Below are 22,020 nucleotides of genomic sequence, written 5' to 3'. Positions count from 1 at the left end.
ACGATCCGGCAGACGCCGGGCCGCGGTTTTCTCACGGCGCGGTCCGCACCGGCACCGGCACCGCGGCCGGAGCCGGTCCGCCCGGCTGGCCGAGGGCGAGTCCGGACACGAGCGCGACCCCGGCGAGCCACAACGCGGCGCGCACCAGCAGGGAAAACGAACAGACGACCTTCACGACAAGCTCCTTCCGAGGATTTCCGCCTGCCTGATCAGCGGCTTGTCCCGAGAATGCGGGAGCTCGCGGCATTCGGGGAAGGAGTTTCCTGTTTCCGCCTTAATCGCGTGAACGGCGTACCGGAGGCAACGCCGGAGCGGGATCGCCCGCGCCGCGGCGAAAGACGTCCGGCCGCGGCAAGCCGGGGACCAGCCCGCGCACCGGTCCGGCTCGGGCGCAGGTTGCGAGATCGCGAGCCGGGCAGCTGACCGTTCGCAGGCAGCATGGGCGAGAACAGTCACCCGCCGTTTCGGGAAGGCGCCATCCGAGCGAATTTCCGCCGCGGATAAACCCGGTCGCACCAGCCGGATGCGGAATGGGAAATCATTCCGGTCACAGTCGGTGCGCCGGGTGCGGACGAGGCTGGACATCGGCGCCCGCATTGCGCAACAGTGGCTGCGGGCGGGGAGACGCGAGGGAGGAACGGGTGGAACCGAACGCGGCGGACTTGGTCGCGGAATTGAAAGTTCTCCGGAAGGGGCGCGGCGTATTCACCACTCCGCTCGGGATTCGGGTCGGCCCGGTCCTGCGCGAGGTGTGCGGGATTCCCGGCAACGCGGAGAACGTCGAGATCCGCGATCGGCTCGCGCACGTGCTGGAGCCGCTGGCCAAGACGCTCCCGGACGACCTCCGGATCGCCGTGCTCGCGGCGTTCGCGATGCTCGAGCCGGCGCGCAAGCCGTTCTACCAGGAGCGGGTGCACTGGGCCGCGCGCGAGCTCGACCGCGACGACCGCACGATCCGGCGGCGCATCGACGAGGGCATCGAGCACGTCGCGCACCTCGCGCTCGCCGGCCCGCGCGAGGGCGGCGGGCGGCCCGCGCCCGAGGGCAGCTGGCACACCGAACTGCTGCGCGTGTCCCTTGCGCTGGACCAGGAGCGGCCCGAGGTGTTCGAGTTCCGGCGGATCGTCGCCGACGCCGACGAGATCGCCGAACTGGACCTCGCGCTCACCCTCACCACCACGTCCGCGACCTCCGGCCCGGTGCGGGAAAGCGATCTGGACGTCGACGTCTTCCACGGCGGCACGCTGGTCCGCCGGGCGATGGAGTCGAGCGACCGGGTCGGGCTGGCGCTGCAGCTGGCCGAACCGTTGCCGCGCGGGAAAACGCACGACCTCGCGCTGCGGTTCCGCGCGGAATTCCGGCATCCGCACTACGTGTGCGTGCCGCGCCATCCGGTGGACCGGTTCGACCTGCACGTGCGCTTCCCGGCCGCGCCGCCGACCGAAATCGTGCGGCTGGACCGCGTGTTCCAGGACGACGCACGCGATCTGGGCGCACGCGGCGACGTGGTGAGCCCGGACGGCTCGGGCGAGGTGCACCTGCGGTTCGACCGTCTCGCGCCCGGTTTCGCCTACGGCATCCGGTGGAGCCCGGCCGGCTGAACCCCGCCGGCCGGGCCCGGAGCCGGTCAGTGCGTGATCATCGCGATTCCCCTTCCCGCTCGGGAGTCCTCCGACCGCACCGGGATCGCCGCCGCGCCGCGCCGCGCTACCGGCGGGCAGAACCTGTCCAAGATCTGTCCAAGTCCGGGCGAATTCCGTTGCCGCGCAACGGACAGAAGCTGGACAACACCTGCGCGGGCGCAACGTCCGCGCCCGGGCGGCCGACTCCCGGATCGAGCGGGCGAGACCACCGCGGCCGCCCGTAGGAAAGGACCGACCCCCTATGCCCACCGCCACCGTGCCCGAACCCGTCGAAGGCTACGTCCCGCTCGCCGCGCTGCCGCGCCCGTCCGGGCTGGCGCAGCGTCTGGAAACCGTGGTCCGCGCGGCCCGCGACGGCGTCCCCGGCGCGGCTCCGGAACTGCTGGCGCTGCTGAAACCGGTGATCGCGCGCTACTGCCGCGCCCGCATCGGCGGACGCGACCTGTCGTACCTGTCGGCCGACGACGTCGCGCAGGAGGTGTGCATCGCGGTCCTTCAGGCCGTGCGCGGCTACGAGGACCGCGGCGGGTCGTTCCTGCATCTGGTGCGCGCGATCGCGGCGAACAAGGTGGCCGACGCGTTCCGCGCGGTGGCGCGCGACCGCTCGCGGCCGGTGTCCGACGTCCCGGAGAACCCGGATCTCGGCGACGGTCCCGAATCGCACACGCTGACCGCCGACCTCGGCGCCTCGCTGGGCAGGCTGCTGGCCGGGATGCCGAAGCTGCAACAGGAAATCCTGACGCTGCGCGTCGTCGTCGGCCTGACGTCGGCCGAAACGGCGAAGGCGCTGGGGATCTCGCCGGGCAACGTCCGGGTGACGCAATGCCGCGCGCTGGCGAAACTGCGCGACTCGATCCAGCAGCAGGGACTGGCCGAAGCGCTGCTGGCGTGAACTCGCACCATCGCCGGAGCTGGTCCGGGCCACTGGTGGAAAAATCTCCGAAGTTCACCCGCTCGGGCCACCTCGACGGCGCGGGCGGGCCCGGATCCGGACCGGCTCAGCCCGCGTCGAGCCGCCGTTTCATCCGGCGCAGGAACGCGATCCGGTCGGTCTCCACGCGGACCGCCGTGCGGTCCGGGTAGATGTCGAACACCCCGGTCATCCCGGTTTCGGCCAGCCTGCGGCCCGCCGCGCCCGAGGGGTGCGCGAGCAGCCGCAGCACCACGCCCTCGGCGGCCGCGCGGTCCTGCGCGGCCCGCAGGACGTGGACGCCCGCGTCGCTCAGCTCGCTCAGCCCGGTCAGGTCCAGCACCAGCGCCATCGGGCGTTTGGCCAGCGCGAACGTCACCGCCCGCACCACCACCAGCGCGGTGCCGGCGTCGAGTTCCCCCGCCAGCAGCAGCGTGAGCACGTCGAGGTCGTCGTAGCGGTACGACGACTTCAGCCGTGCCGATCCCTGTGAGCCGGCTTCCATCCGCGTGCAGCGCTCCCTGTCCAGGCGGGGCCCGTCGCGCCCGCTCGTTCACCCGACACCATTCTGGACCTCGCGGCATGGTGACCGCGCTCACAGTCGGTGTCGGCGCCTCGTCACCGCGGGCTGGTCCGCTTGCCCTACGACGAAAGTCGGGAACTGACTCAGCCCGACCTTCGGCGGGTTCCGTCATTTACCGACATTCACGACGGTGGGTCAGTACCTGACCGAACCTCCCCGTACCCACCGGAGATGATCACCAGTGCGAATCGCGCGTACCGCCGCAGTCCTGTCCGGCCTGGCCTTCGCCGCCGTCGCCGCGGCGGCCCCGGCCACCGCCGCCCCCGCTCAGCCCGCCATCATCGACGGCGGCACCGCCGACTCCCTGCACGCGGCCGCCCGGATGTTCGCCGGCGGCGAGGAACTCTGCTCGGCCACGATCATCGCCCCCGACTGGATCCTCACCGCCCGGCACTGCACGCAGGGCGCGGGCGGCAAGCAGATCACCTTCCACGTCGGCAGCCTCGACCAGACCCAGGGCACCGAGGTTTCGGCGACGTCGGTGCACGACTCCCCCGACGCCGACATCTCGCTGGTCCAGATCGACCAGAAGGTCCAGACCGAGTACGCGCCGCTGGGCACCGCGAGCGACGTCAACGTCGGCGACACCGCGCAGGTCTACGGCTGGGGCGCGACCTGCACCGACCAGCCGGAGATCAACTGCCAGTCCCAGGTGCTGAAGGTGGCGAACGTCCAGGTCACCTCGGTCGACTGCCCGGACGGCGCGGCCGGTGTCTCGGTGTGCGCCAACCGCGGCGACGGCATCACCGCGGGCGGCGACTCCGGCGGCCCGATGTACGCGGGAGGCAAGCAGGTCGGCGTCGCCTCCACCAGCGACCGCCAGTCCTACACCGCCTACATCAACGTCACCCAGTACCGCGACTGGATCCAGTCGGTCGCGGGCGTCTGATCCGCAGCGGCCCGGGTCCGGACGGATCCCCGGGCCCGGGCCGCTGTTTCACCCCTGCCCGCCCCTGGCCCGCGCGAGCACCTCTTCGAGGCGCAGCGGGCTCGCCGGGTGGTGGCTCAGGCACAGCGGCGTCGACACCCGCCGGAACCCGAACGCCTCGCCGGACACGTAGAACTGGGCCCGCTCCAGCCGCGAGATGTCGGCCACCGGACTCCCCTTCGCCCGCGCCATCTCGTTCGCCGCGGCGATCTGCGCCGGGCTGTTGAGCCGCCCGAAGAACTGCGTCATCGCGTTGCCGGCGATCTGGTTGTGCAGGCCCTTCGGCGCCTGCGTCGCGAACAGCAGCCCCAGCCCGTACTTCCGGGCCTGCGCCGCGAGCACGATCGTGCTGCGCGTGCTCGCGGTGAGCGAACCGGACGCCGCGAGCGTCTGCGCCTCGTCCATCACGAACAGCGCGCCCAGCGGCCGGTCCCCCGCCGGATTCCGCTTGATCCACGCGAACAGCTCCATCTGCAGCTGGTTCACGAAACTCCGCCGCTGCGCCTCGGCCGGCAGCCCGGCGAAACTGATCACCGAAACCCGCGCCCGCTTGCCGTCCGCCGGAGCGAGCAGCAACGCCGGGTCGACCGGGGTTCCGGCTCCGGCGAACAGCGGGTCGTTGACCATCGCGGCCTTGAGCAGCTCCGCGACCTCGGCGGCGATCTTCCGGCCGCCGTTGAGATTCGTGACGCCCTCGGGCAGATCTTCGAGGACGTCGATCAGCTCCGGCAGACTCCGCGACCCGGTGCGGGCGTGGTGCACGATCGTCTGCCGCAGCACGGCCAGGCCGATGTCCGCCTTCGCGGTGCTGCCGGTGAGCCGGGCCTGCGGCGCGAGAGCGGCGACCGCCACCTCGACTGCCGCGGAGAACTCGTCCTCGTCGTCGAGCACCCCCGCGAAGTCCGGCAACGGCTCGAACCCGAGCGGCCGCCCGGTGGCCCGGCCCGGTGTCCAGACGACGACGTCGGTGCCCTCGAAGTAGCGCTCGGCGAGTTCGGCGTCTTCGGGCCCCCAGCCGTTCGGCGGACTCGGCCACGGGTCGCCGAGGCGGGCGAGGTCGTTGTTCGGGTCGAGCACGATGGACGACACGCCGAGCAGCGCGCATTCCTCGATGATCCGGCGCAGGAGCACGGTTTTCCCCGACCCGGAACCGGCGAAGACGGCGGCGTGCTTGCGCAGGGCGGACAGTTCGATGCGGATCGGTTCGCCGGATCCGGCTTCGGCGCCGAGGGTGAGGGAGTCCTCGGGCGGCGGGTGGGTTCCGTCGGAACGAGGGGCTTGAGCGGTTCCGGTGCGGTGCGGGCGCGGGGTCGGCGAGGGGGTGAAGAGGGAGGGCTGGGCAGCGGGCGTCGCGTTTGCGGGTCGCTTGTCCGCGGGCAGCGGGCTCGGCGGTGCGGGCTTCGCGGGGCCTCCGGAACGCACGGCGGCGTCGGGCAGGACTCCGGACAGCAGCTGGGAGCGCCGGGCCGGCCTGCGGTCGATGAGCCACTCGTGGACGTCCGGGCCGCCCTTGACGAACATCTCGTCCAGCGCCCAGAACGTGCGGACGTCCGCTTCGGACATCTTGAGCCGCCTCCCTCCGGCCGCTTCGAACGCCTGGAGCTCGGCCTGGGTCTTTTCCCCTTTGGACCACGAGGAGTTCCGGATCAGCACCAGATGCCGGTTCCCCGCGCCCGCCCGCAGCCCCGCCGCGGACCGGGCCTTCCGGAACCGGCTGAGCACGGCGATCGGGTTCTTCGCCGAGATCGCGCGGAACGCCCAGTGTTCTTCCAGATCCTTGGCCTCGTCGAGGGTATGGGTGAGCCAGGCGTGCAGTTCGTCCTCGCTGACGCGAGTGTCCCACTCCATCTCGTCGTCGCCGACCTCGGTGATCCAGCCGCGCAGTGCGGCCGAGAGCAGCCGGGGCATCACCTCGTCCTCAACCTTGTGGTCGAGCAGCGCCGACGGGTCCGCCTCCGCCCGGAGCTGGTCGAACCACTCGTCCAGTTCGGTGAAGCGATCGGGTTTCGGTTCCGGACGCGCCGGCAGCACCGCGCGGACGTCCGGATCGAAGGAAGTCATTTCCTGCACCTGTTCGGCGCGTACGCACGCCTCGATGTGCGCTCCGATCCGCTTCAGCATCTCACGCGGGGTGCATTCCTCCCACGGTTCGTCGAACGCAGCGGGCGCCACCGGCCAGGTGGCATGCGGCGGAATGAAATCCATTGCGGCGTAAGCGAACCCGAGTCGGCGCTCGACCAGCTGCTTGCCGACCCTGGCGTCGAGAACCCGGCCGAGGGTGGTCGTTTCCCGAAACCTGTCGCCGACGGTGTCGGCGGCCTTGACTTTGATCTGCGTCCACGTCGCGGGCAGGCAGGCGAGAACGGTCACGGTCCGCCGGGTGACCTCGCGGAGCTCCATCAACCCGTCAGCGATCTGGGCGACGAGCAAGTCGTCCTCTCGTCTTTGCCGCATTTCCCTCGCGAGCAAAGCGGACCGGGCCACTAGTGTGTCGAGCTGGTCGACGCCGATCACGAGCGGGCCGGTAAGCGCAAGCAGACGCGTGATGTCGTGAACCTGNGAACCTGCTCCAACGACGCCTTCGGCTTCGCCCGGATGCCCCACTTGCGCCGAGTACCAGACCTTGCTTCCTCGAAGCGGCCGAGATACTCGTCGCCGATATCGTTCTGAGTCAGGTCCTCCGCCGCGTACAAAGCGAGCGCGCGGGCTGTGTCCGCGCATTCGACCCCGACCTGCCGATCGAGCTTGCGCAGCCCCAGCACGAACGCGTCGAGGTGTGCTCGGCTCAGCCCGCGTCCGCTCAGCAAAACCGAGGCACTTTCCCATGGCACATCGCCGCGCTCGCACACACGCCGCAGGAAACCTCGCACCTGCGGTTCTCCGGAAGCGTCCGCGCGCAGGAGGCCGCGGCGCAGGGCGTCGGCGGTGTCCTCCCAGAACGCGTCGCCCGAAGTGAGGTCGTTGAGGAAGAAGTACCCTCCGGCGCGATGGACCGCCCGCCGGACCATCCCGAGCAGATGGGTCTTGCCGACGCCCTTGTGCCCCTGCATCACCAGACCGATCGGGCTCGGTGCGTCGCTCGCCGCCGCATCGCGAATGCCCACGTCGATCGCGGCCATCACCTCTGGGTGCAAGCCGTCGACGTGGTACGGCGAATCACGCCACACGTGGTCGGGCGTGTCCGCCCAGTCGAACCGCAGCGTCGCCAGGACAGCCAGGTGTTCGATCATGACGCCTCGATCGAGAGCAGATGATTGTCCTCACCGCCGATGCGCACGGCCGCCTCCCGGTCCGCCGGGGTGAGCGCCTTCCGGTTCGACTCGGGCACCAAGTGCGCTTGCCCGGTACGACTCAGCTGTTTGAGCACCGCGTCGACCTCAGCCGTCGCGACGCCGCCGAGCAAAGGCCGGAGGTCGGCCAGCCCTACCCAATCGCGCGGCTCGTGCGCGAGCTTCCGGTACGCAGTCCTGATCAGCTCTTCCAGGTCCACCGCCTGCGGAGCATCACTCCCCGCGAACACCGCCCTCAGCGAAACGTTGTGCAACCGCAGATACTCGAAGAACCCGTGCAACGCCAAGTAAGCCACCACGGTCAGCGTGCTCCGCACCGGCTCCGGCGGGGTCAGCGCCGCCAGTTCCTCCTCGCACCAGTCCCAGCCGGGGTCGGTGAGCCGGTGCACGAACGCACGCCCGGATTTCTCGCTGCTGACGTACTTTTCGTTGAGCTTCAGCCGGTCCCTCCCGTCGAGCGAGAAGCCCGCGACTTTGCGCAGCTCCGGGTTCGACATCTCCCGGCCGTGCACCATCAGCGCGATCATCGCCGCGGACTGCTTGTGGCTCAGTCGTTCGTGCATCCGCCGTCCTTCCTCGGGGTACCCCGGCCGCGGGCGCGGACGGGGCGTACTGGGGGTCGAGCCGGGCGAAACGCGGCTAGCCGCCGTTCACCCGCACATCAAGCACTTGCTGAGCCCAGGCCAGGGCTTCGCGGACGGTGAGCGGCGGCGGCATCGCGCCGTCGTCGCGGCGCGGGCGCAGCAGCACGGCAAGGTCCGCGCCGAGCTCCTGTGCGCGCACGCTGTCCCCGGCTCCGACCGCGCCCGGCATCTCGCTGGCGAATTCGCCAACGAGGTCCCACAGCTCCGGGCGCAGCCGGGCGTGTTCAGCTTGCCGCAGCAGGGAAACCAGATCGGCCTGACCGGTGTCGACCAGGGCCCGCCCGGCACCGATCTCGTCGGCGAGGCTGCGGGCGACCTTCAGCGCTCCGTTCATCGGGCCGAGTTGCAGATACCGCACGCTGCCGAGATAGCCGGAGAGGTCCCGGGGGTCGGTGCCCTCGGTGAGCACCAGGATCAGCTTGCGGTCGTGTCCCAGCGTGCGGTGCAGGAACAGCTCCGCCTCCGCCGATTGCCATCGGCTCGCCTTGCCGTCGATCACCAGGCACAGGTGCCGGGCCTCGGCTTCCGCGCGGCCGAGCCGGGATCGGTCGCCCGACAGCGACTTCCCCACCCGGATCCCGAGTCTTTCGAGTTCGTCGGCCACCGCGCGGGAAGCCGTCAGGTTCGAGCGCGGCATGCTCACCTGGATGTCATAGGCGAAATCCTTCTTCTGCGGGCGCACCGCGGCCACGTAAGCGTCGCGGTTTTCTTCCAGCAGCTCGGTGCGGTCGAAGGAGTGCGCGATCACCGCGGCGACCGTTTCGAGTGCGAAGCCGACCTGGTCCGCGCCGGGACTTTCCTCGTGCAGCACTGGAAGCTGCTCGCCGAAGGTCCAGTACGACACGTACGGCAGGGTGAGGTGCCGGGCCATCACTTCCGGCAGGACGTCCTGGTCCAGCCAGGATTCGAACAGGCTTTTGGTCTCCTCGACGCAGAACTTCCGCCATTTCTCCGAGCGGTCGTACTCTTCGCGCGTGTCGAACCGCGAGAGCACCGGGAGCACCGGCAGCTGCGGACGGTCGTAGGGCAGGGCGTTCCGGGCGACGTTGGCCCGTTTCGCGATGTCGACGGCGCCGCGAACACTTTGCCGGTTCGCGGTGTAGAGGACGACCAGCCGGTCCGGCAGGTGCGCCGCGCAGATGCCGCCGACATCGGAGATCCCGGTGCGGCTGTCGAGGAGAACGTAATCGTAGTTCGCGGTCCAGTGGTCCCGGCACTTTTCGAGATACGCGCCGAACCGGTCGTCGTACAGGCTTTCCCAGTCGATTCCCTGCACCTGCGCGGGATAATCGGTACTGTCGCGGCCGGCGGCGAGGAAATCGAGCGTGCCGGGCGAATTGCCGCCCGGGGCCAGCCGGAGGATGTGCCGGTCCGGCCGCACGGTTCCGGCACGGAAGTCGGTCACGAGGTCTACTACGCCGCCGTCGGGCTCGCGGTCCAGCATCGGCCGGAAATAGTCGCTCAGGCCGGGCGCTTCGAGGTCCCAGTCGACGCACAGCACGCGATGGCCCCAGCGCGCCAGCAGCACAGCGATGTTGGCCAGCGCGAAACTGCGACCGACGCCGCCCTTGAACGAGTAGAACGTGATCACGGTGCCGGTCATCGGTCAGAACTTCGGAACGCGGGAGGTCGGCGGGTCGTCCGGCACCGGGGTGAGCACAGGCCAGCCCGGCTGCCACGGAGGAGCCGCGCTGATCAATTCCTCCAGCTCCTGCGCGATCTCGTTCATCTTGTCGTGGAAACCGATGTACTTGGGCGAAATCTGGAAATGTTCGTACGGATGGTTCCAATCGGTCAGGTTCTGCCAACGGCGCTGATGCGCGAACGGCGGGAAATTCTTCGAATCAGCGTAGATAACCGGGTATATCAGCGTTGCCGGGCGTGCGCCGCCGACGAGGTTCTCGCGATGCGCCATCGATGCCCATTCGGCGAGGCACCACTCATTGTAGAAGTACTGGCCGGATGCCACCGGGACGAGAATCCTTGTGCGCTGCAGCGCATTGCGCAGTTCGTCCGGCCAGCGGTCGCCGACTCGCACCGACCCGTCGAAGAACACTCGGACCTCCCGGTCGAGGTTGCCGTCCAGCAGTTCGCACAGCCGCGGATGGAAATGGTTACGCACCCACCGGGCGATCGGGTCGGCGGTGCGCAGGTAACTGATGAAAACGTCGTAGTGATACACCTGGACAGCGCTCCCCGTCGATTTCCGCGTCCTGGCGATCCGGGACTCGGACCACGACGATACCTTTGGGAAAGACCCCGGCAAGGGACAGATTCTGGACACTTTGTGGCCGAAAACCCGTTGCCGCCGGCCGGACCCGAGACTGGACCGGTCGCCGCCGCCGGAATTCGAGGAGCCCGATGTCCGCCCCCGCCCCGCCCCGGATCTTCATCAGCTACGCCCACGACACCGCCGCCGAGCACTACCGGCAGGTCGGGACCTTCGCCACCTTCCTGCGCGCCCGGATCGGGCTCGACGTACGGCTGGACCAATGGGACGACGCCTCCCGGCTCGACTGGTCGGCCTGGGCGATCCGGAACATCCGCGCCGCCGATTTCGTGCTGGTGATCGCCTCGCCGAACTACCGGCGGCGCGCGGACGGCGAGGCGCCCTTCGACGAGGGCCGCGGCTCCCAGTTCGAGGCGCGGATCATGCGTGACGCGCTCACCCGCGACCTGGAGCGCGAGACCACCCGCATCCTGCCGGTGGTGCTGCCCGGCGCCTCCGTCGAAGACGTCCCGGCGTTTCTCACCCCGTATTCCACCACGCATTTCCGGATTCCGGATTTCACCGAAGACGGCGTCGCCGGTCTGGTCTCCGCGATCACCGGGCGCAGCCGGAACGAGCGTCCGGTGCGCGGGATCTGGCGCGGGGCGACGGATTCCGCACCGGGTCCGGTGCCGGCGACCGAACTGCCGTGGCGCGAGAAGAGCGCGGACGTCACCGCCGGCTCAGCGCGGATCGACGGGATCAGCTACGAGCACAGCGTCGTTTTGCGCACCGCCGGGCCCACTTCCGGGGCGTGGGCATTCGCGGAGATCGACCTCGGCGGCTCCTACGCGCATTTCACCGCGGTCGCCGGAGTGCTCGACGACGCCGAGGACGCGGATTTCCAGATCGGGCAGTTCTGCGTCCGGCTCGACGGGGAGATCCGCCACCTCGACCATTCCGCGGCCGGCAGCCCGCGGCACACCGAACTCGACGTCACCGGCGTCCGGCGGCTGCGGCTGGAGATCCGCCGCCCCGCGGCGGGCCCGGCCGCCCGCACGACCCGTCCGGCGGCGCTGGCCTGGGGAAACCCCACCCTCCGCTAGCCGCCCCGGCCACGTCTGCGAGGGGAACCCTGGAGGGAATCAGAGTCTTTCAGGGTTCCCCTCCCGAACCTCTCCGCAGGTGTTTCCTCCTCGCCGAGGAAACAGGAAACCCCTTTCCGCCCTCCTTCCCGGATCGCATTCTGGGTGCACGCCGCTCGTTCCGGGCGGTTCGCCGAGAAGCACGGAAACCCGATCAGCCGAGAAATACCGCTATTTCGCGACGGGGTTTTCCGTGCCTGGATCCGGGAGGGAGGTGCGGGAAAATGCAGACGCACGGAATCGTTCTCATCCTCACGCTGCTGGGCCTGGCCTGAGGGGAGGGAACCGGCCGGATTCGCCGCGAGGGCGGATCCGGCCGGCCCGCTATCCGCGAGCGCGCAAGCGGTCCCGCAGCGACCGCGCGACCCGCGCCATCAGGATCTCCGCTTCCGGCTGAATCGCCGCGGGCACCCGGGACTCGGTGAGCGCGGCGACCGCGAACGCCTGCCCGTCCGAGTGCTCCACCACCCCGATCTCGTGCCGCAGGTTCACCAGCGTCCCGGTTTTCGAGGACCACTTCGCGGAATCGGACGCGAAATCCGGCGCCAGCCGTTGGCGCAGCAGGTTTTCGCCCATCAGCCGCCGCACCCGCGCGGACACGTCCGGGTCGATCTTCGACGGGGTCCACAACGCGGTCAGCAAGTCGGCGAACGCGCGCGCCGAACCCGAACTCGCGCGCGAAACATCCAGCTGCCGCACCGGATGCCCCTGCCCCTCGGTCACCGCGCCGATCGCCAGCGAATGCGCGAGGTGCACGTCGGCCGCGGCGAACCGCTCCACCGGCGTGTCGCTCAGCTCGCTCAGCGAATGCCGCACCGAGATGCCGGTGATGCCCCAATCCCGCACCGTCCGCGTGACCTCCGCGGGCGAGGTGAGGGCGAACAGTTCGTCGGCCGCCGCGCTGTCGCTGATCGCGGAAGCCAGGTACATCAGGTCCGCCACCGAAACCCGCGCCGGATGCCGGAACCGCGCCAGCCCGGTCGGCCCCGCGCTCTCGGCCCGGCCGGGTTCGACCTCCACCTGCTGCGCGCCGTCCAGTTCGCCGCGCCGGATCCGGTCCTCGGTGACCGCCACGAGCGGGACCTTGACCAGCGACGCGGTCGCGAACTCCAGGTCGGGCTCGATCCCGAGCTCGCGGCCGGAGCCGAGATCGCGCACGAGGAACGAGCCGCGCAGCCCGCCCTCGTCGAGTTCGTCCCGCAACCGCGCCAGCAGCGCCTCAGTGTTCACGGCGTCAGTCTGCCGCAACATCCGCGCCGAGACACCGCGCTATCGCCGCGCGCAACGGCGTCCGCACCCGGCCGACGTCGTCGCCGAGCCCCGCGGCCACGTCGTACCCCCGCGCGAGCCGGACGCCGCCCACCGGACGCCACGCCAGCCCCAGTTCGCGCGCCTGATCCGCCGAGCACAACAGCAGATCCGCCGACCCGATCACGCTCGCCGCGGCCGTCGTCAACGTCCCGGCGACCTCGACCTGCGCGGGAAGCAACCCGGCCGCGTCGCGGGCGCGGAAGACCCGGTCGCGGACGTGCGGCACGTCGTCCTCCGGCTGGACCCACACCCGGCGCCGCGCACCGGGCGACCGGCCCGCGCGCAGGGTCTCCAGGTGCACCACGGCTTCCTCCGGCTCGGCCTCGCTGGCCAGCCCGAGCGGCACTGTCCACACCCCGTCCTCCGGCGGCACCGCGACCAGCGCGGCCCGCACCTCCTGCGTCCGCACCAGCTCGGCCCGCTCCGCAGGCCCGGCGACGCGGAACTCCAGAAAGACCTCCACCGTCCGCGCCTGCGCTTCGAGTTCGGCGAGATCGCGGGTGGTCGACGTGTCCGGGACCGCCAGCCGCAACGGCCGCCGGCGCGCGCGCTGCGCGTCCGATTCCATCGCCTCGGCGAGCCGCACCAGGCGTTGCGCGGACGGCAGCAGGTCCCGGCCGAACGGCGTGAGCCGCGCGCGCCGGGTCGACCGGTCGAACAGCCGCTCCCCCAGGTGCCGCTCCAGCGCGGCGATCCGGCGGCTCGCCACCGGCTGCGGGATCTGCGCGACCGCCGCGCCGCCGGTGAAGCTCCCCGCTTCGGTCACGCTCACGAACGCCTTGCAGCAGCCGACCAAGTCCACGACCAGAGCTTATGCCAGATCCGCATCAACTCGCACAGAAGTGTCTTGGACCGCATGAACCCGCCGGGGGCACGCTGCTGGGGAGTTGATCGACTTCGGAGGGAGAACCCCGTGTTCCGCAGGCTGACCCTGGCCTCGTTCGCATTGGTCGCGCTAGCCTCGTGTGCCGCACCAGCACCACCGGACGCTCCGGCGAGTTCCGCGCAGTCCGCCGCGCCAGTCGCGGCCAAGACGGTCGCGCAGCCGGATTTCGCCGCGCTGGAGAAGGCTTTCGACGCCCGGCTCGGCGTCTACGCGATCGACACCGGCGACGGCCGCGAGGTCGCTTATCACGCCGACGACCGCTTTGCCTACGCCTCCACGCACAAGGTGTTCAACGCGGCAGCGATCCTGCACCGCGGGGATGATCTGACCCGCACGGTCACGATTCGGCAAAGCGATCTCGTGCCCAATTCCCCGATTACGGAGAAGCACATCGGGGAGCAAATGTCGTTACAGAGCGTCCTCGACGCTGCGCTGCGTTACAGCGACAACACGGCGGATAACCTCATGTTCCGCGAGATCGGCGGTCCCGCCGGGCTGGCCGCGGAGCTGCGCAGGCTGGGGGATACGGTCACCCGCGTGGACCGCATCGAGCCCGCTCTCAACGAGACGAGCCCTGGTGACGTCCGGGACACGACCACCCCGCGAGCCTGGTCCAAGGACCTGCGCGCCGTCGCGCTCGACTCGGGACTCCCGGCGGACAAGCGGGCCGTGCTCACCAAGATCATGCGCGCCAACACCACCGGCGCGCACGTGATCCGCGCGGGCGTGCCCGCGGACTGGCAGGTCGCGGACAAGACCGGATCCGCCGATTACGCCACGCGCAACGACATCGCCGTGCTGTGGCCGCCGCACCGCGCGCCGATCGTGCTCGCCGTGCTGTCCGACCGCCGGCAGAAGGACGCGAAGACCGACGACAAGCTGATCGCGCGGGCCGCCGCCGCGGTCGTGAAGGCGTTGCAGTGACCGGAATCTACCGAGTGGCCACCCACGTGCTCGCGGTGCTTTTCGTGCCGGTCGCGTGGGTGGTCGCGCGGGGCCGGGCACGGCACGTCGCGTGCCAGTGGGCGCTGGGGGCCCGCTATCCGGCCGAAAACCTCGCCGGGCTCACGCCCGGCACGTACGCCGCGTTCACCGCGGCACGCACCGAAGCCTTGTGGCGGCACGGAATCCTGCTCGGCCTGACGTCCGGCCACCGGGACGCCGCGACGCAGGCCGGCCTGTTCCACGCCGAGGTCCAGCGCGCCGGGTCGCACGAACTCGCCCTGCACCTCACGCTCCCGCCCGCGCAATCGCAGCACGTGCGAGGCGTCGCGCTCGACGTGCGGCCCTGCGAAGGCGCGCAGTGGCTCGAAGTCCACGGTGGACGGTTCGGCCTGTATCGCGTGTACGACAACGAATGGTGGCATTTCGAGTATCACCCGGACGGCCGCCCGCAGCGGCTGCCGCACCCCGGTTTCGCCGCCACGCGCGCGGCCAGCTGAGGCCGGTTCGTCCACTGTGGACCAGGCCGCGAGTCACGGATACGCGACGAAACCGGACAAGCCGTAACGCACCCCTGAGCCGGGCGATAAGCGGATGCGCCCGGGGGCGTCCTGGGCCTGTCCGAACGGGAATCGCATGATCCGCCCCCTCCTGCGCTGCGGCGCCATCACGGCCGCGCTCGTGTGCGCCGCCTGTTCCGGCCCCGGGACAGTCCCGCCCTGCCGCCGGTCAGCGCCGCCGCGAGTTCGACGCGCCGCCCGACGCCGCGACGGTCGGCGACACCGTCGCGAACGAGCTGGGCCTGGCCAGGGCGGTCCACGTCAAGGGCACGAGCACCGACGGCCTCGTGGTCGACCTGCGGCTCAACCACGACAGTGCAGGCGGCTCGATCGAGAAGGACCGCGCGGCGCTGTCGCTCGTGCGCGTCGGCGACAGGATGTGGATCAAAGTCACCCGCGCGCTGACCAAGATCGCCGGAGCCCTGTCGACGATGGACGGCAAGTGGCTGTCGGTGGACGCTCCGCTGCTCCACGTCGCGGCGCAAGGTTGAAGAGCCTCCTGGACTGCGACGCCTTCCTGGGCACCGCCGCCGATGCGGGCGAGCCCGTCGACCTGGCGGGCACTCCGGCGGGGCGGTACCGGAACGGCAGCAAGGCGATCTGCCTCGGGCGCTTCGGCACGACCTGCTCCCTGATGCGGTACGAGTCCCCCGAAGGACGGCGCGATGGACCTCGACTTGGGCGAGCCCCGCCCGGCCAAGGCCCCGCCCGCAGGCGAGAGCTGCTCCGGCCCCGGCTCCTGAAGTTCTGCCATCCGGGCGAACGAATGCGACACTGCCCGAGATGATCGGTCTGCTGTATCCCACTCGCGATTGCGCCGAAGACGACTTCACCGCGCTGGCCGGATGCCTGGACGCCCGGCCCGGCGTGGAGTTCGCCTACGTGCCCTGGGCCCGGCGCGTGGTCGAGCGGGAAAACGTCCACACCGCCGTGCGCGAGCTGAGCGAGCCGGACCGGCTGGTCCGGACGGCGGCGAAGTTCACGACGCCCCCGCGCGTGGTCAGCTGGGCCTGCACGAGCTGCAGTTTCATCGACGGCGTCGCCGTGGCCAAGACGCAGACCGACGCTCTGACGGACGCGCTGGACGTCCCGGCGAGCAGCACGTCGCTGGCCTTCCTCGCGGCCGCGCACCGGCTCGGCCTCAAGCGGATCGCGCTCGCCTCGGTGTACGCGCCCGACCTCACCGACNCTCACCGACGCGTTCTCGGCGTTCCTTGCCGAGGAAGACATCGCCACCGTGCACGCCGTCTCGGCCGACGCCGGTTCGGACCGCGATCTGGCGACGTGGGACGGCGCCCGCATCCGCGACCTGGTCGATTCCGCGGCCTCCTCGGACGCCCAAGCCGTGCTGCTCCCGGAGACCGCGCTGCACACCGCGCCGCTGCTCGCCGAGCTCGAAAACCGGGCGGGCAAACCCGTGCTGACCGCGACGCAGGTGACGCTCTGGCACTGCCTCACCCTGCTCGGCCGACCGGCCGCCGGGCCGGGTCTGGGCACCCTGCTCGCCCATCCGCATTGACTGTCCGCTCTGGACAGCCAAGGTCCCGGCATAACCGCGGCCGATCGCGGGTAACTCCCCGAGCATGAGCAGCCGTCTGATCGCCGTCACCGTCGACTGCCGGGACGCCGCCGCGCTCGCCGAATTCTGGCGGGAAGCGCTGGGCTACCCGCGGGCCGAGCGGTGGCGGGACAGCCATGGACTCACCTACGTCGAGCTGAAAGCGCCGGACCGGCCGTCGCTGCTGTTCCAGCCGGTGCCCGAGGGTAGATGTTATGAAGAAGTAATCGATCCAGCAGGAAGGCAGGGGCGACGCGTGCACATGCCGTGAGCAACTGTGCACGCAGCTCCGGGGGGACACGGGTAAAGCTCGTTGATGCCCAAGCTGCCGAGCGCAGTCAGGACCGGGGCTCGGGCGTTCCGTTGGGCCAGACACACGGCGAACTGGCCCCGATGCTCAGGCGGCCTAGGACGGTTCCGGTTACCGTACCCGTAAGACTCATCAGGTAACCGTCATTATTATGGGCGTTGGCAAATTGCTCGCCCGTCCATGTGTCAGTTTCGATCGTCCAGCCATTGTCGTTCCACCATTTCTTGAGTTTTTCATAGTAGCTGTCGTTATGCGCGCGGTCCGGGCCATCGACCCAGTATGTAACACCAACCCTCACTTGACCCGTCTCCTTATCTGACGAGTCCGTGCAAGACTCCCCAGGAAAGACGATCTCAGTCAGCTTGTATCCAGGAGGAAAAGAATTAGCCGCAGCAGCATGAACAGCTTGCACTGTTAGTTGTTTGGCCTGCTCGGACGAGGGAGTACTTTGCATAGGTGCGCCTCCACAAGCGGCCACGGCGATCGAGCTGGCGACCAACGCCGTGAGTATCAGAGGCCGCGCCGCCTTATTCCAGGAACTGCGAATCATGGTTTGCTTCCGGCGATAATCTTGCCCATGGACTTGAGTGCGGGAGAGTCCTTGTTCCAGTAGTCGCTGTGGGATGTGATCGGGTTTCCGGCGTCGGAGTGGAAGGTTTGTCCTCCGAACCAGTCGGTGGTGGGGTCGGGGCCGAGGGGGTCGATGTGGTCGAGGCCGATTTCGGGGCCGTCGAAGTTGGTGAAGGCGGGGATGGGGTCGGTGACGGATTTGGTGGAGTAGATGTGCTGGCCGATCTGGTCTTGGGGGGTGCCGTCGAGGTGGAGTTGGTTGGCGTGGTCGACGCCGACGCCGGGACTGGCGACCATGACGAGGTTGTTGGCGGGCAGGCCGAGGTCGCGGGCGGTTTGGCCGACGACGGTGGTGCCGTAGCTGTGGCCGATGACGGTGGTGTTGACCGGTCCGTGGTGAGCGGCTCCGAGCCCGTCCTGGAAGTTGCGGAGCGACGGTTCGGCCTTGTCGGCGAAACTGGTGCTGGCCGCGTCCGGAAGCACGCTTTGCGGCGCGTCGTATCCCACCCATGTGATCACCGACGTCGAAGGAGAGCCCAACTGCATGGCTTTGGCTGCCATCGCGTCTGAGCGTTCGATGTCGGTGTGCATTCCGTCGTTGAGTCCGGCGGTGGTTCCGGGGACGTAGGTGGCGACGTTGGCGGCGTGGTCGGGGTCGCCGATCGCGACGATGGCTTGCCCGGAGCTGGCGGGGTTGATGCCGAGCAGGTAGGCGGGCGGCTGGCCGGGCAGTGCGTGGTCGAGCCGGTTTTTGATCTGGTCCATTCCGGCGATTTTGCCGTTGAGTTCGTCCAGCTGTTTTTGCAGTGCGTAGTACTCCTTCTGCTGTTGCGGGTCGCTGCGTTTCGTCCCGTCCAGCCGGTGCCGGATATCGTCGCGCTGACGTTGCAGATCGGCATAGTCGCGGTCGAGCACGGCTCGGTTCGCCCGGTCGCGGTCGGCGGCGGGCAGCCCGTTCATGGCGCCGATCGAGCCGGGGCGGTCGCGGACAAGGATGTTCCGTCCCGCAGCGGAGAGTGTGGCCCACCAGGCGGCGTTCTGGGACGGGGTCGCGTTCGGCGGAGGTTCGGGCAGGGTGAGGCCGGGGGCTTTCCCGCCGTCGGCGGCGGCAGCGGCGACAGTCGACTCGTTCCCGGTGCCGAACTGGCCCGCCGCCGCCCGGTCCAGAACCGAAGCAAGGTCGGTGTCGATGTCGTCGGTGGTGCGCAGGATCTGCGCGACCTCGTCCACCAGCTGGCCGTGGGCGCGGGCCCGGTCCTCGGGGTGCAGGTCCGCCGGTGGCTGCTGGCCTGCGAACGTGTCGGCGATGCCGCCGGAGTCGGTGATGCGGTAGCCGTATTTGCGGGCCAGCTCCTCGGCGTCGGTCAGGGCGTGCTGGACGCCGGTGATCGCGTCGGCGGCCTGCCCGATCGCCTTGCCCATGGCGGCGGCCCCGGCCGCGATCGTGTCCAGCCCGTGCATCAACGCCCGGTGCTGGGCCGCCGCGTCGTCGGCAGCCGGGCCGCTCCAGTCCTCCACCGGCAGGACCTTGCCGTAGTCGTCTCCCTCGTGGACCAGGATTTGCGTGCGGGCCTGCAAGGTCGAGCAGATCTCGTCCAGAACGCCGGGATTCCAGGCGCGGACGTCGGCCAGAGACACCATCAGCGCGGCCCCCGCATCCCCGGCCCGGCCGGGAACGCCCCGGCGGCGGCGCGGTCGCCGCGCTGGTACCGGTCCGCCGCCGAACCGAGGCGGTCGGCGAACCGCTGCGCCTCGGCGCACCACTCGGCGAACGTTTCCGTCCACGCCTCCCGGCAATGCCCCGCAGCAGCCGCCGCGCGCCCGCCCGGCACCGCGCCGGACACCCGGCCCACCGGCTCCGCGCAGTCCGCGCCGCGCAGCGCGCCTGCCTTCTCGCCCGCCGTCCGGCCCGCTGCGCGCAGCGCGTCGGGCACCGTGGTGAAACCCATCCGCGATCCCTCCCCGTGATCAGTCCGTCACAGGGTACGGCACCGGGACCAGGCAATACACGCCCCACACCGCGACCGGGGGACAAACGGGGGACACTGCCCACTCCGACCCGGTAGGACTACTCACCGGCGGGTGCGTAGTCCTACTCAGAGCCTCCAGCGTCGTGGGAGCCCTCGGCTCGGGGCAGCCGTTCTGTGAGCGCGTCCAAGCACTCTGCGAGCGCCGCCGCGCTCCGGGGCGGGAACGTGCCCGCGTCCGTGGCCTGTCGCAGCGTCTCGGCCGCTTCTTCCAGCCTCGCGCGCAGGTCGCCCGCGCGGTCTTCCGCCGAGGCGTCTGGCTTGTCTTTGTCGGGTGTCATGGCGTCACATCCCTCGGCCGTTGTCGGCGTCGCGTCGTGCGGGTCCAGCCCGTGGAAGCCCGTGGTCAGGTCGCGAAGTGCCAGCACGGCCGCGACTTCGCGGTCCTGCCCGAGTGCGTCCGCCACTGCTGCCACCGTGGCCAGCGACCGCACGGACGACCGCCCTGAGCACACGCGTTTCACGTAGTCCGGTGCCAAGCCGGTTCGTTCCGCGAGGCCGTCCAATCCCGTGGGCATGTGGACGGCTGTGGCTCCCATCCACTCGCCGAACCGCAGCATCGGAGGGACACGCAGCAGGCTTGCGACCGCGGGAATCCGGCACGGGCAATGGCGACCGGACGAGCTGTCGTCTTCTATTCTCCGCGCGTACTCGGCTACGGCTTTGAGTTGGAGGTCGAAACACCAGCCGGGCCAGTCGTCGCCGCTGCGGTCGTTCACTAATTGTTCGCCCGCGAGGCGGAACATTTCGACGTTGTAGCGATGGAAGGCCAGCATCCGGCTCGGTGGGGCATTCGCGCCGGGGTTGCGCTCGTTCATGTCGTGCTGAGCCGAGGACAGCGTTTCGGGGACAAGCGTTATGTCTTCCAGCATGCCGGTGCTCCACGGGTGCATCGACGCGCGTAGCGTCGCGGACTTTTCGAGAGGGGAAGCCGACCGGAGAATGTGCCGTCTTGAAGCGAGTCGGCCGCGAGCTTTCCGTGTCGGATTGCGGGGATGGGGCGAGTTGCCTCGGTGGCGGTTTCCCGGTCGATGCGCTGGCGGATTCCTGTTACGGAACGCGACGCGTAACGCCGGAGGAATCTGCGTCGCCTGCGGCTGCTGGCCTGCTCGCCGATTATCCAGACGGCGAGGGCGATCAGGGGCACTGCCGCCACTGCCAGCGAGAACAACACCCAGCCGTTCACGGGAGCGCGGGCGGGTTCTGTCGGGGCGACGACGGGCGGCACCGGACGGCGTGTCCGGACGTCTCGCGGATGGCGGCATGTTCGTGAAGAAGCTGGGAGAGCTCCCCGAGCATGCCCGCGTACTCGTGCTGACTTTGGGGCGTCATCTTGCCAAGCATCAAGGCGCTGGCGATGGATTCTGCATGGCCGCTCACGGCTCGAAGCGAGTCGATGAGCGCCTTGGTTTCTTTGTCCATAGTCGTTCTGCTAGCTTCCCTGCGATTCGTTGTCGTTGTCTTCTTGGGTCATCTCAAGGATCTTGTTGAGCAGTCTTGCCTGTCTGACATTTCCTTCATGCAGGGCCTGCAGGGCCGCTGCGGCGACTTGCGCCTCTTCTTTAGTCGGCTTTCGATCGGACTTGGGGTTCTTGGGATTCTTTTCACTCAATTGCTGTCCTCAGTCGCATGGCGAGAACTTGCGCGCGAGCCGAGAAATGCAATCGTTCCAGCATCTGGTCTTGCAATAGGCCATTTTGGGCTAGATGGCGAAGACTCGGCACCACCACATGATGCGCATCGGTGCGCACGAGTTCGGCAACCAGTTCTTCAAAAGCCTCGTGAGATCCGCAATTGAACTCGAAAAAGAACCGGACAAAATGAAGTCCTGACTTTTCGGAATATTCGACAAGCTGAGTTTCGAGTCGCTTGACTTTATCGTCCGGCACATCACGAGGCACACGCATGTAGCCGTAGGCGCGAGGCGCAACCCTTGGACTGCCCAGGACTGCCGCTGACCCCGTATTGCTCATGATTCGCTCCGCTCGACGCCTCAGAATTTATCGTAAGGTCGCCATTCGATACAGGTGGGTCTTTTTCTGGTATTGAGCCATTCAAGCAATGACTCTCTCGCCAGGCTGATAGGTATGGAAGCGGATGCTGGAAACACTGATCCGGTGGCTCCGTTGAATATCAGCATGGCATCACCCGCCGGGCGCGGGTTCCAGCTTATGGCATTGCCCATGACGGGATCGTTGTTGTCCGTGTAGTTGCAGGCGGCGACCCCCAGAGAAGCCCGTGCACTGATGCGGAACTGATGATCCGGGAAGGGGCCGAATTCCTTGGACTGGTAGTAGGGTTCCTCGCCGACGTTCAACGTGCTTTCCCAGTCGACGTGCTCGATTCCCAGAATGTCATCGATCAGCCTGACCGACCGATCGTACCCGTCCACAACTTGAACAGTGCCGGTTGTGAGCAGTGCTGTCAGGATCATGAAATGTCGACTCGCCCCCGTTCTTTCCGCCGATTTTCGTTGTTCATTCATCGATGCCGACAACTCTTTC

At 69.2% G+C, this 22,020-nt stretch carries 24 protein-coding genes and 1 pseudogene; 10 read left to right on the top strand and 15 right to left on the bottom strand.

The annotated features are described in order from the left end of the window. Positions 1-31 precede the first annotated feature (31 nt). Positions 32-175 carry a hypothetical protein gene (locus tag A4R44_RS48785; RefSeq protein ID WP_198545147.1) on the bottom strand — a complete coding sequence of 48 codons (144 nt, stop codon included), beginning with the start codon at positions 173-175 and terminating at the stop codon, positions 32-34. Positions 176-641: 466 nt separating this feature from the next. Here A4R44_RS48785 and A4R44_RS04075 point away from each other — a divergent pair, with 466 nt between their 5' ends. Next, positions 642-1,601 (top strand): hypothetical protein, encoded by a 960-nt coding sequence (locus tag A4R44_RS04075; protein WP_093577067.1) that lies wholly within the window; start codon positions 642-644, stop codon positions 1,599-1,601. 283 nt (positions 1,602-1,884) lie between these two features. Beyond that, the gene (gene shbA / locus A4R44_RS04070; protein WP_067576380.1) at positions 1,885-2,535 is read left to right on the top strand and encodes an RNA polymerase sigma factor ShbA; all 651 of its coding nucleotides are present in this window, start codon (positions 1,885-1,887) and stop codon (positions 2,533-2,535) included. 106 nt (positions 2,536-2,641) lie between these two features. Here the strand turns inward: shbA and A4R44_RS04065 are convergent, their stop codons facing one another. Next, entirely contained in the window at positions 2,642-3,058 is a 417-nt protein-coding gene (locus tag A4R44_RS04065; RefSeq protein WP_067576379.1) for an STAS domain-containing protein, read from the bottom strand. Positions 3,059-3,317: 259 nt separating this feature from the next. Here A4R44_RS04065 and A4R44_RS04060 point away from each other — a divergent pair, with 259 nt between their 5' ends. Beyond that, positions 3,318-4,025, top strand: coding sequence for a trypsin-like serine protease (locus A4R44_RS04060; RefSeq protein WP_067576378.1), 708 nt, complete (start codon positions 3,318-3,320; stop codon positions 4,023-4,025). A gap of 48 nt (positions 4,026-4,073) precedes the next feature. Here the strand turns inward: A4R44_RS04060 and A4R44_RS04055 are convergent, their stop codons facing one another. The 4 genes from A4R44_RS04055 to A4R44_RS04040 all read right to left on the bottom strand — a co-directional run bounded on the left by A4R44_RS04055 (position 4,074) and on the right by A4R44_RS04040 (position 10,180). Continuing rightward, positions 4,074-6,518, bottom strand: a complete 2,445-nt coding sequence (locus A4R44_RS04055; protein ID WP_232791487.1) for a helicase HerA domain-containing protein — start codon at positions 6,516-6,518, stop codon at positions 4,074-4,076. A 772-nt stretch (positions 6,519-7,290) separates the two neighbouring features. Further along, the gene (locus A4R44_RS04050) at positions 7,291-7,917 is read right to left on the bottom strand and encodes a hypothetical protein (RefSeq protein ID WP_067576377.1); all 627 of its coding nucleotides are present in this window, start codon (positions 7,915-7,917) and stop codon (positions 7,291-7,293) included. Between the two features lie 76 nt (positions 7,918-7,993). Then, positions 7,994-9,601: a KGGVGR-motif variant AAA ATPase gene (locus tag A4R44_RS04045; protein WP_067576376.1), complete on the bottom strand. Its 1,608-nt coding sequence runs from the start codon at positions 9,599-9,601 to the stop codon at positions 7,994-7,996. Between the two features lie 3 nt (positions 9,602-9,604). Next, positions 9,605-10,180: a TIR domain-containing protein gene (locus tag A4R44_RS04040; protein ID WP_067576375.1), complete on the bottom strand. Its 576-nt coding sequence runs from the start codon at positions 10,178-10,180 to the stop codon at positions 9,605-9,607. 179 nt (positions 10,181-10,359) lie between these two features. Between A4R44_RS04040 and A4R44_RS04035 the strand changes: the two genes are divergently transcribed. Then, on the top strand, positions 10,360-11,313 hold the full coding sequence (locus A4R44_RS04035) for an SEFIR domain-containing protein (protein WP_067576374.1): 954 nt from the start codon (positions 10,360-10,362) through the stop codon (positions 11,311-11,313). Positions 11,314-11,676: 363 nt separating this feature from the next. Here A4R44_RS04035 and A4R44_RS04030 read toward each other — a convergent pair whose 3' ends face one another. Beyond that, the gene (locus tag A4R44_RS04030) at positions 11,677-12,582 is read right to left on the bottom strand and encodes a serine hydrolase (protein ID WP_067576623.1); all 906 of its coding nucleotides are present in this window, start codon (positions 12,580-12,582) and stop codon (positions 11,677-11,679) included. A 4-nt stretch (positions 12,583-12,586) separates the two neighbouring features. After that, positions 12,587-13,465, bottom strand: coding sequence for a LysR family transcriptional regulator (locus A4R44_RS04025; RefSeq protein ID WP_093577064.1), 879 nt, complete (start codon positions 13,463-13,465; stop codon positions 12,587-12,589). 111 nt (positions 13,466-13,576) lie between these two features. Between A4R44_RS04025 and bla the strand changes: the two genes are divergently transcribed. The 6 genes and pseudogenes from bla (at position 13,577) to A4R44_RS04000 (ending at position 16,880) form a co-directional block, all read left to right on the top strand. After that, on the top strand, positions 13,577-14,473 hold the full coding sequence (bla, locus tag A4R44_RS04020; protein WP_067576372.1) for a class A beta-lactamase: 897 nt from the start codon (positions 13,577-13,579) through the stop codon (positions 14,471-14,473). Then, positions 14,470-14,991, top strand: coding sequence for a D-alanyl-D-alanine carboxypeptidase family protein (locus A4R44_RS04015; RefSeq protein ID WP_067576371.1), 522 nt, complete (start codon positions 14,470-14,472; stop codon positions 14,989-14,991). Before bla ends, A4R44_RS04015 begins: the two co-directional genes overlap by 4 nt. Positions 14,992-15,338: 347 nt before the next feature. Then, positions 15,339-15,542 (top strand): hypothetical protein, encoded by a 204-nt coding sequence (locus A4R44_RS48780; protein WP_067576370.1) that lies wholly within the window; start codon positions 15,339-15,341, stop codon positions 15,540-15,542. Between the two features lie 292 nt (positions 15,543-15,834). Beyond that, positions 15,835-16,191: pseudogene (locus A4R44_RS49955) on the top strand (decarboxylase); the annotation flags it as partial. Between the two features lie 97 nt (positions 16,192-16,288). Next, positions 16,289-16,570 carry a hypothetical protein gene (locus tag A4R44_RS49950; protein ID WP_232791486.1) on the top strand — a complete coding sequence of 94 codons (282 nt, stop codon included), beginning with the start codon at positions 16,289-16,291 and terminating at the stop codon, positions 16,568-16,570. Between the two features lie 64 nt (positions 16,571-16,634). After that, complete coding sequence (locus A4R44_RS04000; RefSeq protein WP_157904820.1) at positions 16,635-16,880, top strand: VOC family protein; 246 nt, start codon at positions 16,635-16,637, stop codon at positions 16,878-16,880. 585 nt (positions 16,881-17,465) lie between these two features. On the opposite strand, the gene A4R44_RS03995 is transcribed toward A4R44_RS04000, so the two are convergent. The 7 genes from A4R44_RS03995 to A4R44_RS52180 form a co-directional block, all read right to left on the bottom strand. Further along, positions 17,466-19,130 carry an alpha/beta hydrolase gene (locus tag A4R44_RS03995; RefSeq protein WP_067576369.1) on the bottom strand — a complete coding sequence of 555 codons (1,665 nt, stop codon included), beginning with the start codon at positions 19,128-19,130 and terminating at the stop codon, positions 17,466-17,468. Next, positions 19,130-19,438, bottom strand: coding sequence for a type VII secretion target (locus A4R44_RS03990; protein WP_067576368.1), 309 nt, complete (start codon positions 19,436-19,438; stop codon positions 19,130-19,132). The genes A4R44_RS03995 and A4R44_RS03990 overlap by 1 nt, the downstream gene beginning before the upstream one ends. A 143-nt stretch (positions 19,439-19,581) precedes the next feature. Then, complete coding sequence (locus A4R44_RS03985) at positions 19,582-20,388, bottom strand: helix-turn-helix transcriptional regulator (protein ID WP_067576367.1); 807 nt, start codon at positions 20,386-20,388, stop codon at positions 19,582-19,584. Between the two features lie 310 nt (positions 20,389-20,698). Next, positions 20,699-20,938, bottom strand: coding sequence for a hypothetical protein (locus A4R44_RS03980; protein WP_067576366.1), 240 nt, complete (start codon positions 20,936-20,938; stop codon positions 20,699-20,701). Between the two features lie 10 nt (positions 20,939-20,948). Continuing rightward, positions 20,949-21,128 (bottom strand): hypothetical protein, encoded by a 180-nt coding sequence (locus A4R44_RS47750; protein WP_157904819.1) that lies wholly within the window; start codon positions 21,126-21,128, stop codon positions 20,949-20,951. Further along, positions 21,121-21,489 carry a hypothetical protein gene (locus A4R44_RS45240; protein WP_095213175.1) on the bottom strand — a complete coding sequence of 123 codons (369 nt, stop codon included), beginning with the start codon at positions 21,487-21,489 and terminating at the stop codon, positions 21,121-21,123. Before A4R44_RS45240 ends, A4R44_RS47750 begins: the two co-directional genes overlap by 8 nt. Positions 21,490-21,509: 20 nt before the next feature. Beyond that, on the bottom strand, positions 21,510-21,950 hold the full coding sequence (locus A4R44_RS52180) for an Imm1 family immunity protein (protein ID WP_369805822.1): 441 nt from the start codon (positions 21,948-21,950) through the stop codon (positions 21,510-21,512). Positions 21,951-22,020 lie beyond the last annotated feature (70 nt).

The sequence above is a fragment of the Amycolatopsis sp. M39 genome, from assembly GCF_001651785.1.
GTDB lineage: Bacteria > Actinomycetota > Actinomycetes > Mycobacteriales > Pseudonocardiaceae > Amycolatopsis > Amycolatopsis rubida.
This window is presented reverse-complemented; position numbering and strand designations above follow the sequence as displayed.

What these genes read in the sequence shown, in the direction of transcription:
- A4R44_RS04035 (WP_067576374.1), top strand. Translation starts at nt 10,360, where the DNA reads ATGTCCGCCCCCGCCCCGCCCCGGATCTTCATCAGCTACGCCCACGAC.
- A4R44_RS04065 (WP_067576379.1), bottom strand. Translation starts at nt 3,058, where the DNA reads ATGGAAGCCGGCTCACAGGGATCGGCACGGCTGAAGTCGTCGTACCGC.
- A4R44_RS45240 (WP_095213175.1), bottom strand. Translation starts at nt 21,489, where the DNA reads ATGAGCAATACGGGGTCAGCGGCAGTCCTGGGCAGTCCAAGGGTTGCG.
- A4R44_RS03990 (WP_067576368.1), bottom strand. Translation starts at nt 19,438, where the DNA reads ATGGGTTTCACCACGGTGCCCGACGCGCTGCGCGCAGCGGGCCGGACG.
- A4R44_RS04045 (WP_067576376.1), bottom strand. Translation starts at nt 9,601, where the DNA reads ATGACCGGCACCGTGATCACGTTCTACTCGTTCAAGGGCGGCGTCGGT.
- shbA (WP_067576380.1), top strand. Translation starts at nt 1,885, where the DNA reads ATGCCCACCGCCACCGTGCCCGAACCCGTCGAAGGCTACGTCCCGCTC.
- A4R44_RS03985 (WP_067576367.1), bottom strand. Translation starts at nt 20,388, where the DNA reads ATGCTGGAAGACATAACGCTTGTCCCCGAAACGCTGTCCTCGGCTCAG.
- A4R44_RS04000 (WP_157904820.1), top strand. Translation starts at nt 16,635, where the DNA reads ATGAGCAGCCGTCTGATCGCCGTCACCGTCGACTGCCGGGACGCCGCC.
- A4R44_RS04055 (WP_232791487.1), bottom strand. Translation starts at nt 6,518, where the DNA reads ATGCGGCAAAGACGAGAGGACGACTTGCTCGTCGCCCAGATCGCTGAC.
- A4R44_RS04050 (WP_067576377.1), bottom strand. Translation starts at nt 7,917, where the DNA reads ATGCACGAACGACTGAGCCACAAGCAGTCCGCGGCGATGATCGCGCTG.
- A4R44_RS52180 (WP_369805822.1), bottom strand. Translation starts at nt 21,950, where the DNA reads ATGATCCTGACAGCACTGCTCACAACCGGCACTGTTCAAGTTGTGGAC.
- A4R44_RS03980 (WP_067576366.1), bottom strand. Translation starts at nt 20,938, where the DNA reads ATGGACAAAGAAACCAAGGCGCTCATCGACTCGCTTCGAGCCGTGAGC.
- A4R44_RS03995 (WP_067576369.1), bottom strand. Translation starts at nt 19,130, where the DNA reads ATGGTGTCTCTGGCCGACGTCCGCGCCTGGAATCCCGGCGTTCTGGAC.